A 13,300-nucleotide genomic window follows, 5' to 3' on the forward strand; every position below is an offset into this window, starting at 1 on the left:
CTCTTCTCAACGACGCATAGATCACTATGCTGATTCCATCGATTTTCAGGATGGAGCAAGCAAGTGAGCAGACGTTACCTCAAAGCCGATCAGTGGCGAGAGCTGATCGCGCAGCAGGCTGCCGGCGCAGAGTCGGTGGCTGAGTTCTGTCAGCGCCATGGCCTGACACCGAAGTCCTTCTACCGGCGCCGCAAGGCGCTGCGCGAGGCGGATACGCATCAGGGCCTGGTCGCGGTCGCGCCGCCGATGCCGTCTCAGCTCACCGGCCAGATAGCGGTGTCGTGGCGCGGTGTCGCGCTGGAGCTTCCAAGCTCGGCTTGTCCGGCCTGGGTCGCCCAACTGATGCGGGAGCTGGCCGATGCGTCTGTTTCGTGACCTGCCCAAGGTTTACCTGCACCGCGACGTGGTGGACTTTCGCAAGTCCATTGACGGCCTGGCGGCCATCGTCGAGCAGCAGATGGCCCTGGATCCGTTCGCCGATGCGCTGTACGTGTTCTGCAACCGCCACCGCGACCGGCTCAAGGTGCTCTACTGGGACCAGACCGGCTTTTGCCTCTGGTACAAGCGCCTGGAGAAGGCGAAGTTCCAGTGGCCGCGCAAGCATGCCGACGGCGTGATCCGCTGGGGCGAGCGTGAGTTCAACTGGCTGCTCGAGGGTTTTGATGTGATGCGCATGCAGGGCCATCAACAACTGCACTTTTCGGCCACTAATTCGTTGATTGGTGGTGCTTCATGCTATTGATTATGCTATACTTTCTGCATGTCGTCGGCCGTCAACAAAGCCTCTGTTGCAGATCCCTCAACGGCCGATCAGATCGCCGCTCTCCAGGCGCAGCTGGCCAGCCAGCAGGCAACCCTCGAGGCGCGCGAAGCGCGCATTCATCAGCTCGAAGAGATCATCCGCACTTTCCAGCGCAAGACCTTTGCCGGCACCAGCGAGCAGGCCAGTGCAGATCAGCTGGGCCTGTTCAACGAAGCCGAGGAGATCGCGGCAAGCGAGCCCCCCGAGGTCGCTGTCAAGCCGCACTCTCGCCAGCGTCGGGGCCGGCCGGCCCTGCCGCCGGAGCTGCCGCGCGAGGAAGTCATTCACGACCTGCCCGAGGCCGACAAGGTCTGTCCGCACGATGGTGCGGTTCTGGAGCGCATCGGCGAGGAGACCTCCGAGCAGCTCGATATCATTCCGGCGAGCGTCAAGGTCATCCGCCACGTCCGGCTGAAGTACGCCTGCCCCTGCTGCGAAGGGCATGTGGCCACCGCCACCAAGCCCGCCCAGCCGCTGGGCAAGTCGATGGCCGCACCGGGCCTGCTGGCCTACATCGCCACGGCCAAGTACGTCGACGCCCTGCCGCTGTACCGACAGATTCAGCAGTTCGCGCGGCTGGGCGTCGAGCTCGACCGCACCACCCTGGCCAACTGGATGATCCGCTGCGGCAAGCTGGTCCAGCCCCTGATCAATCGTCTGACCGAGCAGATCCTCGAAGCCCCGGTCATCGGCATGGACGAGACCACCGTCCAGGTCCTCGACGAACCCGGCAAGCCGGCACGAAGCAACAGCTACATGTGGGTCATGGGATCTGGCCCACCAGGGCAGCGGCTGCGGGTCTATCACTACGAAGCCAGTCGTGCCGGCGATGTGCCCGTGGCGCGCCTGGAAGGCTTCTCCGGTGCCCTGATGGCCGACGCCTATTCCGGCTATGGCGCGGCCTGTCGAGACCATGGCATCACCCGTCTGGGCTGCTGGGCCCATGCCCGGCGCAAGTTCTTCGATGCCGCCAAGCTCCAGCCAAAGGGCAAGATCGGACGCCCGGATCAGGCCCTGGCGCTGATCGGCAAGCTCTACCGGATCGAGCGCGAAGCCCAGGCGCTGAACCCGACCGAGCGCCACCGCTTGCGCCAGGACAAGTCACAGCCCGTCATCGACCAGCTGAACGCCTGGTTGACCACGACACTGCCGCGTGTCGCGCCAAAGACCAAGCTGGGCGAAGCGCTTCAGTACCTGCACAACCAATGGCCAGCGCTGGTGCGCTACCTCGACGATGGCCGCTACCCGATCGACAACAACGCCATCGAAAACGCCATCCGGCCGTTCGCCATCGGCCGCAAGAACTGGCTGTTCTCCAAGTCACCAGCGGGCGCTCGCGCCAGCGCCAACCTCTACAGCCTGATCGAAACCGCCAAGGGCCACGCCATCGAGCCCTATGCCTACCTGCGTCAGGTTTTTCAAGAGCTGCCACTGGCCGAAACCATCGACGATATTGACGCATTACTGCCGGGCAACGTCAAGGGTGGGGATTTGTAGGCGCTTACGCCCAATCCGCTGAATTCCAGCAAGATCCCGGACTGTGCCCGAAATGCTCATCGACCCGGACTTCTCCGGATTCTGCCCTGTCCTGGGGAAACTCGGAAATCACCCTGCGTGGGCGCCACGACTCCATGCGGTCCATGGTGCGGCCGTGCAGTCACAGCCGGCACAGCGGCTGAATGTGATGCGCCTTGCCGCCCGGTCAATCGTGCTGCTCGATCAGCGTATCGATGACATGGCGCACATAGGCGTCGAACGCCGGGTCGTCCTTGTCCGGCACCAGCCGCTGGGCCTGCAGGTGCAAATAGCCGACATAGGACGAATACATCAGGTTGGCGCGCTGGCGGGCCGCATCCCTGTCCAGACCCAGCTCCCCGAGTGTACCGGCCAGGTAGCTGATGCGACGGCGCGTCACCCGCCGCAGCACCGGCCCGATGCGCGGATCGTCGGGCGTTGCGCACAGCGCCACGTAGATGCGGTGAGTCAGCGTCTGGCGGCTGGTGCGCCAGACAAACTCGGCCAGGCGCTCGGCCGGCTGCGTGTCGGCCCGGAGCGCCTGCCGGATATGCTGCCGGTCCTGGTTTTCCCAGCGATCCAGCGCGCGCGCCAGCAGCTCGTCGCGCCCGGGAAAATGCCAGTAGAAACTGCCCTTGGTGATTTTCAGGCGGCGGGCCAGGGGCTCGACCCGCAGCGCACCGATGCCGGCCTCGGCAATCAGCTCCAGTGCTGCCCGCTCCCAGTCCGCCGGCGTCAGCGGCACGCGCTCCCCCGCCGGGGACGCGCCTGTCTTCAGATTGACCATGATGGAACCGATGGTACTGCATTCTGTCCCTCAAAAGGGGTGGTAACGCCCTTGTCTGTGGTTCACAATGAACCAATATGTGAGACTAATTGACTAAATGGGTACCTCAACCCATACTCTGCCGTATGGAAGCTGTTCGCAAACTCAACGACGATATTCGGCGCCGCCAGATCTGGACCGATGACGGGATTCGACTGAGCCTGCGCTATTACGGCCATGAGCGGGCGCCCTGCGTGCTCATGGCGCATGGATTCGGCCAGACCCAGTATGCCTGGGAGAAAACGGGCTGGCAGCTCGCCGCCGCCGGCTGGCAGGCGGTCAGCTACGATGCGCGCGGGCACGGCGAGAGTGATCGGGCCCCGAGCGGGGAATACGATTTCGAGCAGTTCATCGAGGATTTCCGGCGCGTGTGCGCCTCGCTACCCAATCGACCGGCGGTCATCGGCGCTTCGATGGGCGGGCTGACCGCGCTGCTGGCGCATTCGGAAAAGCCCAAGGTCGACCTGTCGTCGCTGGTGCTGGTGGATATTGCACCGCGCTGGGACGACAACGGGGTCGAAGCCATGCTTGCCTTCATGCGCCAGAACCCCAAGGGTTTCCCAACGCTGGAAGCCGCCACCGAGGCGATCCGCGGCTTTCTGCCGCATCGTCGCCACAACGGCTCGGGCAGCAGCGTCGACCGCAACCTCCGCCAGGGGGATGACGGCCGCTGGTACTGGCACTGGGATCCGGCCATGCTGGCCCTGGCCGAGAAGGGCTCCAACCTGCAGACCCGGCTGAAGTCGGCGTCCCGGCGACTCAAGATCCCGACCTTGCTGGTGGCCGGCGGGCAGAGCGAAATGATCGGTGAGGCGCATATCCAGGAATTCCTCAAGCTCGCTCCGCATGCCGAACAGGCCACCATCGAGGATGCCGGGCACATGGTCGCCGGCGACCGCAACGATCACTTCATGGGCGCGGTCACGCCCTTTCTGAAGCGCCAGACTGCGCAAGGAGCCACCCAGTCATGATGATTGCCGTGTTTTTGCTGGCCCTGCTGGTTGCGGGGCTGGGTTGCGCGTATTTCAAGACACCCATTGCCGTATGGACTGGCGTTACGGCTGCCGTCCTGCTGACGTTTACCATCTTCGGTGCGCCGGGCTGGATCAGCCTGACCGTTGCCTGGCTGGCGTTTGCCGCCGTTGCTGTGGCGCTCAACAACCGCAGCTGGCGCCGCGAATTCCTGACCCGGCCAGTGCTGGCGATATTCGAAAAAATGACGCCGCAGATTTCCGAAACTGAACAGGTGGCGCTGGACGCCGGCACGGTCGGGTTCGAAGGGGAGCTGTTTACCGGCAATCCGCGCTGGGGGCGTTTCATCAACAAGCCGCTGCACGAGCTGAGCACCGAGGAACAGGCGTTCCTGGACGGTCCGGTCGAGGAACTGTGCGACATGATCGACGAGTGGGAATTCACCCACTACCGTGCCGGCGTATCCGACCAGGTGTGGGAGCACCTGCGCAAGCACAAGTACTTCGGCATGATCATTCCGAAGGGCTACGGCGGTCTCGGTTTTTCGGCGGTCGCTCACCGCGCCGTGCTCGAAAAGGTCGGCGGCATGAGCGCCCAGGTCGGTTCGATCATCGCGGTACCCAACTCGCTCGGCCCGGCGGAACTGTTGCTGCACTACGGCACCGATGAGCAGAAGAACCATTACCTGCCGCGGCTGGCAAGCGGCGAGGAGGTGCCGTGCTTCGGGCTGACCAGCACCGTGGCCGGATCCGACGCCACCTCGATCGCCGATTACGGCGTGGTCTGCAAGGGTCAATACAACGGCAAGCAGACGCTCGGTATCAGGCTCAATTTCGAAAAGCGCTACATCACGCTGGCGCCCTGTGCCACCGTGGTTGGCCTGGCCTTTCGTCTGTACGACCCCGACGGCCTGATCGGCGATACAGAGGATATCGGTATCTCCGTGGCCCTGCTGCCGGCCGACACGCCCGGGCTTGATATCGGCCGACGGCACATGCCGCTGAACATACCCTTCCCCAATGGCCCGATTCGCGGCAAGGATCTGTTCGTGCCGCTCGACTACCTGCTCGGCGGGGTCGAATACGCCGGCAAGGGCTGGCGGATGCTGATCGAGTCGCTTTCGGTCGGTCGCGCCATCTCCCTGCCTTCCTCGACGACCGGCGGCGCCAAGGCTGCCACACTGGTCACCGGCGCCTATGCCCGCATTCGCAAGCAGTTCAATCTGCCGATCGGTCGCTTCGAGGGCGTCGAGGAGGCACTGGCACGGATGGCCGGTTACACCTATGCCATCAGCGCGCTCAGCCGCCAAACGGCCTCGGCCGTCGATGACGGCGAGAAACCGGCCGTACCCGGCGCCATCGCCAAGTATCACACCACCGAGATGAGCCGCGAGGTCATCAAGGACGCGATGGACATTCACGGCGGCAAGGGCATCATTCTTGGTCCGAAGAACTATCTGGGGCGCGGCTGGCAGGGCGCGCCGATCTGGATCACGGTCGAGGGGGCCAACATTCTCACGCGCTCGCTGATGATTTTTGGGCAGGGCGCCATCCGCTGTCATCCTTACGTGCTCAAGGAGCTCGAGGCACTACGGATCGACGACGAGGATGAGCGGCTGGCCGAGTTTGACACGCTGCTGTTCGCGCACATCGGTCATTCCATCTCCAACGCCGTGCGGGCTTTCGTGCTGGGGCTGAGCTTTGCTCGATTCGCGGCCGTCCCTGGCGACCGCAAGACGCGCAAGTACTATCGCAAGCTCAGTCGCTACAGCGCCGGCTTCGCCTTTCTGGCCGATATCGCCATGCTCACTTACGGGGGCAAGCTCAAGCAGAAAGAAAAGATTTCCGGTCGCCTCGGCGACGTGCTCAGTCAGCTCTACATCTGCGCCTCCGCGCTGCGCCGCTTCGAGCACGAAGGCCGGCCCGCATCCGATCAGCCGATTCTGGCCTGGGCCTTTCACGATGCGATCTTCAAGATCCAGACCGCCATGCGCGGCGTGATCGACAACTATCCACTGGCCTGGGCCAGGCCGTTTCTGCGCATGATCATCTTCCCGCTCGGGCGCCTCGAGCGTGCACCGAACGACCGGCTGGGGCACAAGGTCGCCGCCCTGCTGCTGTCGCCATCCGAGACGCGTGATCGCCTCACCCGGGGCGTCTATCGATCCGATCGTGCCGGCCACTGGATTGGCGTGATGGAGAAGCTGCTACCGGACGTGATCGCCGCCGAACCGCTCGAGCGCAAGCTGGCCAAGGCCGAACGCAGCGGCAAGGTAGCCGGCTACACCTTCGAGGAGAAACTTGAAACAGCCCGCAGTAACGATGTGTTAAGCGAACGCGAAGTCGAATTCCTCACCGACGTCCGACAGCGCGTGCTCGAGATCATCAGCGTGGACGATTTCGACCTCGAAGAACTCCAGGCCGGGCTGAGCGATACCGGCAAGAAGATCCGCTCAGCTGGCAGCCGCAAGGCCGCCTGAGCACCCAGGCCGCCGCACGATCGGCTATACTTTCTTCGCGCCGGCCCGACTCGGGCCGGCCGACAATCAGCCACGGCAACAGGTGTTTCGGGAAACCGGTGCAAGTCCGGTACTGCCCCCGCAACTGTAACCGGCCTCGCCCGACGGCGAGGTGGTCGCCCAGACAGTCACTCCGCGGCACGCGGGGGAAGGCTGCGACCCGTCAGCACTGCGCTGATGCCGGAAGTCAGGAGACCGGCCTGCTGTCATGACTCACTTGGGTTGCGGCGGGCAGCCGGGGACGCTGACAGACAGCCTGGTCTGTCGTGTTGACGCTCTGCCTCATCTGCACCCCAGCAATGCGCGGGTGAGCGCAAGGAGCGAACAACATGAAACCATCTCTTCTCGTCGGCCTGGCGGCCGTCGGCCTGATCCATGCCGCGGCACCGGCCCGGTCCGATACCCTTGAAATCCAGCCCCTGGTTGTCACCGCCAGCCGAACGGAACAGGCAGGCAGCGAAACCCTGGCACGGGTCAGTATTATCGACCGCGAGCAGATCAGCCGCAGCCAGGCGCCGGACCTGCTCGAACTGCTGCGCCTGGAGGTCGGTATCGACATTGCGCGAACCGGCGGACCGGGCGGCCAGACCAGTCTGTTCATGCGCGGGACGAATTCCAATCACGTGCTGGTGCTGATCGATGGCGTGCGGGTGGCCGCTGCCGGCAGCGGTGCCTTTGCCTGGGAAAAGCTCGACCCGGCGCTGATCGACCGCATCGAAATCGTGCGCGGCCCGCGCGCGGCGCGCTGGGGCTCCGATGCAATCGGTGGCGTCATCCAGATCTTTACCCGTCAGGCCAGCGGCGCAATGCTGCGCGCCGCTTACGGACGTTACGACGACACCAGCCTGTCGGCGGCGCTGGGCAATGACACGCTCTCGGTGACCGCGGCCTGGCGGCAGGTCGGGGGCTTCTCGGCCCAGAACACGCGCGGTTTCGCATACGATCCCGACGACGACGGCTTCGACAACCTCAGCCTCGCCGCCCGCGGCGCGCTGGAGACCGGCTCGGGCAGCTGGTCCTGGACCGGTCGGATCAGCGACGGCGCGGTGGAATTCGATCAGGGCGAGTCGGACATGCTCGACTATGCCCTGCGGACCGTCTACCACCATCGCACCGGATCGCGCTGGCGCTGGCAGGCTTCGGCCGGACTCTACCGCGACCGCCTCGACACCGAGACCGCGTTCGGTCAGACCGAGACCGTGACCCGCCGCACCCAGGCGGCCGTCCAGGCCGAGCGCTCGCTTGAGCAACTCGGAACCTGGCTGGTCGGGATCGACGCCTGGCGTGTTTCCGGCGTCAATCGCAACAGCTGGTCGAACAGCCGCCACAACATCGGCGTCTGGACCGGCCTGCAGGGCAGCCGTCAGGACAACGACTGGGAAGCCAGCCTGCGCTTGGACGAAGACCAGCAGTTCGGTAGCGCAGTGACCGGCAGCATCGCGGCAGGATGGCAACCGCGCGGCGACTGGCGCCTGTTTGCAAGTCTCGGCCGGGCCTTCCGTGCACCCACTTTCAGCCAGCTCTACTCACCTGGATTCGGCGGGCTGTTTGCCGGCAATCCGACCCTCGACCCGGAGACCTCCTGGTCGCTCGAGCTGGGCGCCGACTGGACGCCAAGCCCCAGGCAACGCGTCGCGCTGAGCGTCTTCCAAACCCGGATCGATGACCTGATCGATTTCGCGGGCGAGGGGTTCCAGGCGATCAACATCGGCCAGGCCCGGATTCGCGGCGCCGAACTGTCGCATACCCTTGAGCTCGGTCGTCTGAGCGCACGGAGCGGCTATACCTGGCAGGACGCGGAGGACCGTGATACCGGTGCAGCGCTGCTGCGGCGCGCCCGTGGCAAGGCATCGCTGAGCGCCGACTACCGATTGGCCAACGACGGCTGGCTGGGCGTCGAGCTGGTGCATGTCGGCCGTCGCCAGGACGTTGGCGGCGTGCGCCTGGCAAGCTACACGCTGATCAACCTGCGCGCTGGCTGGCCGCTGGGACACGGCTTCCGGCTGGAGGGTCGGCTGGAAAACGCCGCCGGCGAGGACTACGAGCCCCTGCTCGGCTTCAACGCCCACGACCGCTCGCTGTTCGTGGCGCTTGGCTGGCGTGGATGATCACCATCCGGCGCCGAAGCGTGCCGCAGCCCACTCGAAGCGATCGCGGAACACGTCGTCACCGCCTACGGTGACGGCATTCTCGGCAATGACCAGGTGCTGGGACAGATCCTCACCACTAATCTGGCCGTTGCGGTCGACGTCAATCCACAGTGCTACCCACAGCGCATAGCTGCCGGCGGGGGCCTGGGCCGGCAGATCGAACGGGCGAGACACGCTCGACAGCCCGGGCGGCAGCGCAACCGGCTCATCGTTGTCCGGGTCGTCGATAAACGGATCGGTGCCGCGCCTGAGGCTGGCACCGATCATCACCTGCTCGTGGGTATCGGCAGCCAGGTTGCGGCCATCGATCTCGATGGTGAATGACTGACCGGGCTGGATCGTGGCCGGACTGACAGACAGCCCCTCGATCGACAGCACTTGTGAAATGACCGCGGTGCGCAGATCGCTGCCGTTGCCGTGATCGTTATAGTAGTGATTGAGCTGCCACTTCCAGTTTCGGGCCGGACTGGCCTGGGTCCAGAAATGATTGCCCCACTGACTCATGCCGCGGCCATGACCGAAGCAGTCCTGTCCGGCACCGACCGGATCGGCCAGACAGGGCCAGCCGGTGACCGGCGAGCCGGCATAGCCGTCACCGCAGGACAGATCGGCGTTGCTGCACGACATCTCGCCCTGCAGACAGTTGTTCTGCGCTGAATACTCCGACCGGAATACGCCGCCCTGGTGGATCAGCATCACGCCGGCGGTGGCTGCGGCCGCCGCTTCGGTTGCGGTATGCGTATCGGGGTCGTTCATCTGACAGCAGGGCGACGAGCAGATGTCGTAAGCACCATGCGCGGGCGGATTGAGCACGTGCCATGCGCCATAGCTGCGGTAGGCCACCGCGCCAGCAGCCAGAGCGTCGTGGCTCCATGATGCGATCCACTCGTCACCGATGCCGCGGCGGACATAGGTCTCGAGCGGCATGGTGCAGCTGTACGGGCAGTTGCCGGTGCAGCACGGCTGGGAGCAGCCGGCATCACCGAAACCGACCGAAATGCTCACCGGCGGCTGGTCGGCCCGACCGCCGGCAGCGGCAGGAGCCCGGTGCCCCGACGGATCGGCAGCTGGCCAAACCGGCTCTCGACCAAGCTGTCGGTGTGACGGCACCTTTGGCGATGGCGCGCCCAGGCTGATTCGAAGCGTCGTGCGGCCCTGTGCCGGCAACAGGTCGGTCCGCGTCCAGTCCGGATACCCGCTTTTTCCGGCCTGAACGGTGATCAGTTCCGGGCGCCGCCGATCGGTTTCGGTCGAGTCCAGCGCCAGCCTGAAATAGCCGCCCGGGTCGCTCAATGCAAGTGCAGAACCCGGCCCGACCGAAACGGCCACGCCGGCCAGCGGCTCGAATGTCTGGTGGTCGTGGACCCAGCCATCGATCACCAGGCGATCGTCCGCACGAGCCGCCATGGCTCCCGGAGCCTCGAGCGGTTCGAGCAACAGCGTCCAGCCTCGATGATCTGCCGACGGCCGCAATACGGTGTGGAGCGGACGGTATCCCATCGCCTTGACCCGCAGCGCATGCGGCTGTTCGATCGCCAGCGCAACGCGCGTCTCCACTGCAAGCTTCTGTATCGGCTGGCCGCCAGAGAGATGCGCGTCAATCAATTCGCGGAACGGCGCCAGCTGACCCTCGATCGGCGCCAGGGTGACTCGGCCGGTCACACCCAGCCCGGTCACGGCGTCTCTCAATATCAGCTCGGGCACCTGGGCGAGGGCAACAGCGACGGGAAGCAGACCGGCCAGCAGCATGCCCGCGGCCACCCGACCCCGCAGCTTTGTTGATAGACGAGTCCGGTTGATGGATTTCATGGCCATTCCGGCTCAGCTCCAGATCCAGCCATGAGTGTAGCGAGCACGTTGGCGCAGGTCCATGACCCGGACGATTACCCCGTCAGGGCGATATGCTCAGCTCAGAACATGCCGGTTTCGAGCCGCGCCTCCTCGCTCATCATTGCCGGTCCCCACGGCGGGTCGAAGACCAGCTCGACATCGACGCGCTCGATCGTGGGTATGCGCCGGAGGCGTTCCTGGACGTCGGCCACCAGAACCTCGCCCATGCCGCAGCCCGGCGCGGTCAGCGTCATGTCGATCGACACATGGCGCGCACCCTGCTCCATCATGTCGATCCTGCAGTCGTAAATCAGCCCGAGATCGACGATGTTGATGGGAATTTCGGGGTCGAAGACCGTTTTCAGCTGATCGAGCACCAACGCCTCGACATCCTCGTCAGTGGCATCTTCAGGCAGTTCGGGGCGCGGCGGCGGCTCCTTGCCGATCGCGTCGGCATCGTCGCCGGCCAGCCGGAACAGGCGGCCGTCGACGTAGATCGTGAAGCTACCGCCCATCTGCTGGGTGATGTAACCGACCGTGCCGGCAGGCAGCTCGACCGGGGCGCCCTCTGGCACCATCACGACCCCGCAGTCGCGTTCGAACTTGACCGGCGTGTAGGCGTTGCCAAACATGACTCACCCGAAAACAGGATTGAATTGGTCCCTATTATATCCGGCTGAACCCGGGATGATTCAACGATGCTTCGGGTCGCGCAAAACATGCCCTGCCGTCGGGCTATTCCTCGAGCCCCAGCGCACGTTCCGTGGCCTGGCGGGTGAGCGGGTGGTAGCCCGGCCGGGCGCGCTCGTAGACATCGATTGCCCAGTCGCGGCCCCAGTCGGTGCTGGCCAGCGCGCTGTAGAGCGGCCGCGTGAACTTGTTGCGTCCGACCTCGAGCAGGAACGGCTCAAGCCGCTCGATGCCCGGCTCGTAGCGCGCCTCGACCGAGCGCATCAGCCACTGGAAGAGGATTTCGTAGTTGTCCGACGCCGTCAGTTCGAAGGTCGCGTCGAGTTCGGACATGCGCTCCAGGTTCAGGCGGTTCTCCAGCCCGATGATGAAATGCAGCCACTGGTAGACCGACCACTGGTCGGCCGGCAATTCGGCGGTTGACACCTCATCGGCCAGCCAGCGCTCGCGCCAGACGTCGACCCGGTCGAAGGCGTCCGACTCCGGCACCACCGCGAAGTCCGGCAGGCCCGCCTGATAGAGCCACTGGTCAACCTCGTCCATGCTCAGGTCATCCGGATGCAGCGCGACCAGGTTTTCCTGCAGGTATGCGCGGAAAACACGGGTCGTGATCGACCGGAACGCAAAGTGATCGAAGTAGGCTCGCAGAAACGCATCGATGGACTCGCGGCCCACCCGGTGCTCAATCCAGTCCAGAAAGAATCGTCCCTTGGCGTACGGCACGCCGGTGAAGGCCTTCTCCGGATCCTTGCCGTCGACATCGAGCACCAGGCTGGCCATGCCTGCATCGGTAATCTCCAGTTCTTCAACCAGGCCCTGCCATTCCAGCACGGCGAGCTGGCGCTCGATTTCCTCGCCGTAGAGTGCCTCCATGATGCGCGACTCGAAGTAGACGGTGAAGCCTTCATTGAGCCACAGGTCGCGCCAGGCGGCGTTGGTCACCAGGTTGCCCGACCAGGAATGCGCCAGTTCATGTGCGACCAGGGCCAGCAGACTGCCGTCGCCGGCGATGATGGTCGGCGTCACGAAGCTCAGGCGCGGATTCTCCATGCCACCGAAGGGGAAACTCGGCGGCAGCACCAGCAAGTCGTAGCGGCCCCAGCGGTACTCGCCATAGAGATCGACGCCGATGTCGATCATCTCCTCGAGCACGTCGAATTCCTCCGCGGCGGCCTCGATCCACTGCGGCTCCGCGTACACGCCCGAGCGCTCGCCGATCTCGGCGAACTCGAGATCGCCCACGGCAATGGCCATCAAATACGAGGGAATGGGCTCTGGCATGTGGAAGTGATAGTCCCCGCTGGCATTGCGCTCGAAAGCGTTGCCGGCCGCACCCATGACCGCCATCAGCCGATCGGGCACACGCACCGTGGCATCGAAGGTGTAGCGCACGGCAGGCGTATCCTGCAGCGGCACCCAGGTGCGCGCGTAGTGCGGCTGGCTCTGCGAGAACATGAACGGCTGCCCCGACGAGGTCTGCTCGCCGTCTAGCCACTGCAGGCCAAACGCGCCGGGGCGGCTGGCGTAGTCGATTCGCACTTGGTCAACCCCGTCCGGCAGAACGACGATTAGCGGTTCACCAAGGTCACCGTGCGCCCCGGCAAGCCGCCACGACAGCGGCTGATGACTACCGTCGCGCTTCGGCGCGGTCACGTCGTGGATATCAAGCCCGCGACTGTCGAGCACCAGGCGGGGATGGCCGGGGTCGATGCGCTCCAGCTCGAGCAGCACATGTCCCGACAGGGTTCGTGCCTGCATGTCGGCATCGAGCACCAGCTGCATGTGGCCGACGCGCACTCTGTCGTATTCGGCAAAACTGTGCGGATCGGGGCCGGTTGCGATCGCTTGTTCCGGCAGCGGCGGCAGGGATTCGGTCCGCTCCGGCACCTGCTCCTGGCAGCCGGCCAGGCACAGCAGGACAATCACCAGTAAGGGCATTCTTCTCATCTGGATATTCCTCAGGTCGGTTCAATCCGGCGTGGCCGGACTCGGTGGCT

10 protein-coding genes and 1 riboswitch are annotated in these 13,300 nt (G+C 64.9%); of the genes, 6 read left to right on the forward strand and 4 right to left on the reverse strand.

Going from position 1 to position 13,300, the window contains the following annotated elements; translation table 11 throughout:
- Positions 1–63 precede the first annotated feature (63 nt).
- From HND55_13735 to HND55_13745, 3 genes are read left to right on the forward strand one after another with little or no spacing between them, the layout of a single operon-like run.
- Positions 64–375, forward strand: coding sequence for a hypothetical protein (locus HND55_13735; protein ID QKK03627.1), 312 nt, complete (start codon positions 64–66; stop codon positions 373–375).
- A complete protein-coding gene (gene tnpB / locus HND55_13740) occupies positions 359–742 on the forward strand; it encodes an IS66 family insertion sequence element accessory protein TnpB (protein ID QKK03628.1) in 384 nt (127 codons plus the stop codon). The genes HND55_13735 and tnpB overlap by 17 nt, the downstream gene beginning before the upstream one ends.
- A gap of 18 nt (positions 743–760) precedes the next feature.
- Entirely contained in the window at positions 761–2,299 is a 1,539-nt protein-coding gene (locus HND55_13745) for an IS66 family transposase (GenBank protein QKK03629.1), read from the forward strand.
- Positions 2,300–2,504: 205 nt separating this feature from the next.
- Here the strand turns inward: HND55_13745 and HND55_13750 are convergent, their stop codons facing one another.
- Complete coding sequence (locus HND55_13750; GenBank protein QKK03630.1) at positions 2,505–3,104, reverse strand: TetR/AcrR family transcriptional regulator; 600 nt, start codon at positions 3,102–3,104, stop codon at positions 2,505–2,507.
- 125 nt (positions 3,105–3,229) lie between these two features.
- On the opposite strand from HND55_13750, the gene HND55_13755 reads away from it, so the two are divergent.
- The 3 genes from HND55_13755 (at position 3,230) to HND55_13765 (ending at position 8,741) form a co-directional block, all read left to right on the forward strand.
- Positions 3,230–4,114, forward strand: a complete 885-nt coding sequence (locus HND55_13755; protein ID QKK03631.1) for an alpha/beta fold hydrolase — start codon at positions 3,230–3,232, stop codon at positions 4,112–4,114.
- A complete protein-coding gene (locus HND55_13760; protein ID QKK03632.1) occupies positions 4,111–6,594 on the forward strand; it encodes an acyl-CoA dehydrogenase in 2,484 nt (827 codons plus the stop codon). The genes HND55_13755 and HND55_13760 overlap by 4 nt, the downstream gene beginning before the upstream one ends.
- A gap of 24 nt (positions 6,595–6,618) precedes the next feature.
- A riboswitch (cobalamin riboswitch) is annotated at positions 6,619–6,852 on the forward strand.
- A 110-nt stretch (positions 6,853–6,962) separates the two neighbouring features.
- Positions 6,963–8,741, forward strand: coding sequence for a TonB-dependent receptor (locus tag HND55_13765; GenBank protein ID QKK03633.1), 1,779 nt, complete (start codon positions 6,963–6,965; stop codon positions 8,739–8,741).
- On the opposite strand, the gene HND55_13770 is transcribed toward HND55_13765, so the two are convergent.
- The 3 genes from HND55_13770 to HND55_13780 all read right to left on the reverse strand — a co-directional run bounded on the left by HND55_13770 (position 8,742) and on the right by HND55_13780 (position 13,250).
- Entirely contained in the window at positions 8,742–10,592 is a 1,851-nt protein-coding gene (locus tag HND55_13770) for a hypothetical protein (protein QKK03634.1), read from the reverse strand.
- Between the two features lie 101 nt (positions 10,593–10,693).
- Positions 10,694–11,245 (reverse strand): putative Fe-S cluster assembly protein SufT, encoded by a 552-nt coding sequence (gene sufT, locus HND55_13775; protein QKK03635.1) that lies wholly within the window; start codon positions 11,243–11,245, stop codon positions 10,694–10,696.
- A gap of 103 nt (positions 11,246–11,348) precedes the next feature.
- Positions 11,349–13,250, reverse strand: a complete 1,902-nt coding sequence (locus HND55_13780) for a M1 family metallopeptidase (protein ID QKK03636.1) — start codon at positions 13,248–13,250, stop codon at positions 11,349–11,351.
- Positions 13,251–13,300 lie beyond the last annotated feature (50 nt).

The sequence above is a fragment of the Pseudomonadota bacterium genome (assembly GCA_013285445.1).
Lineage (GTDB): Bacteria > Pseudomonadota > Gammaproteobacteria > Xanthomonadales > Wenzhouxiangellaceae > Wenzhouxiangella.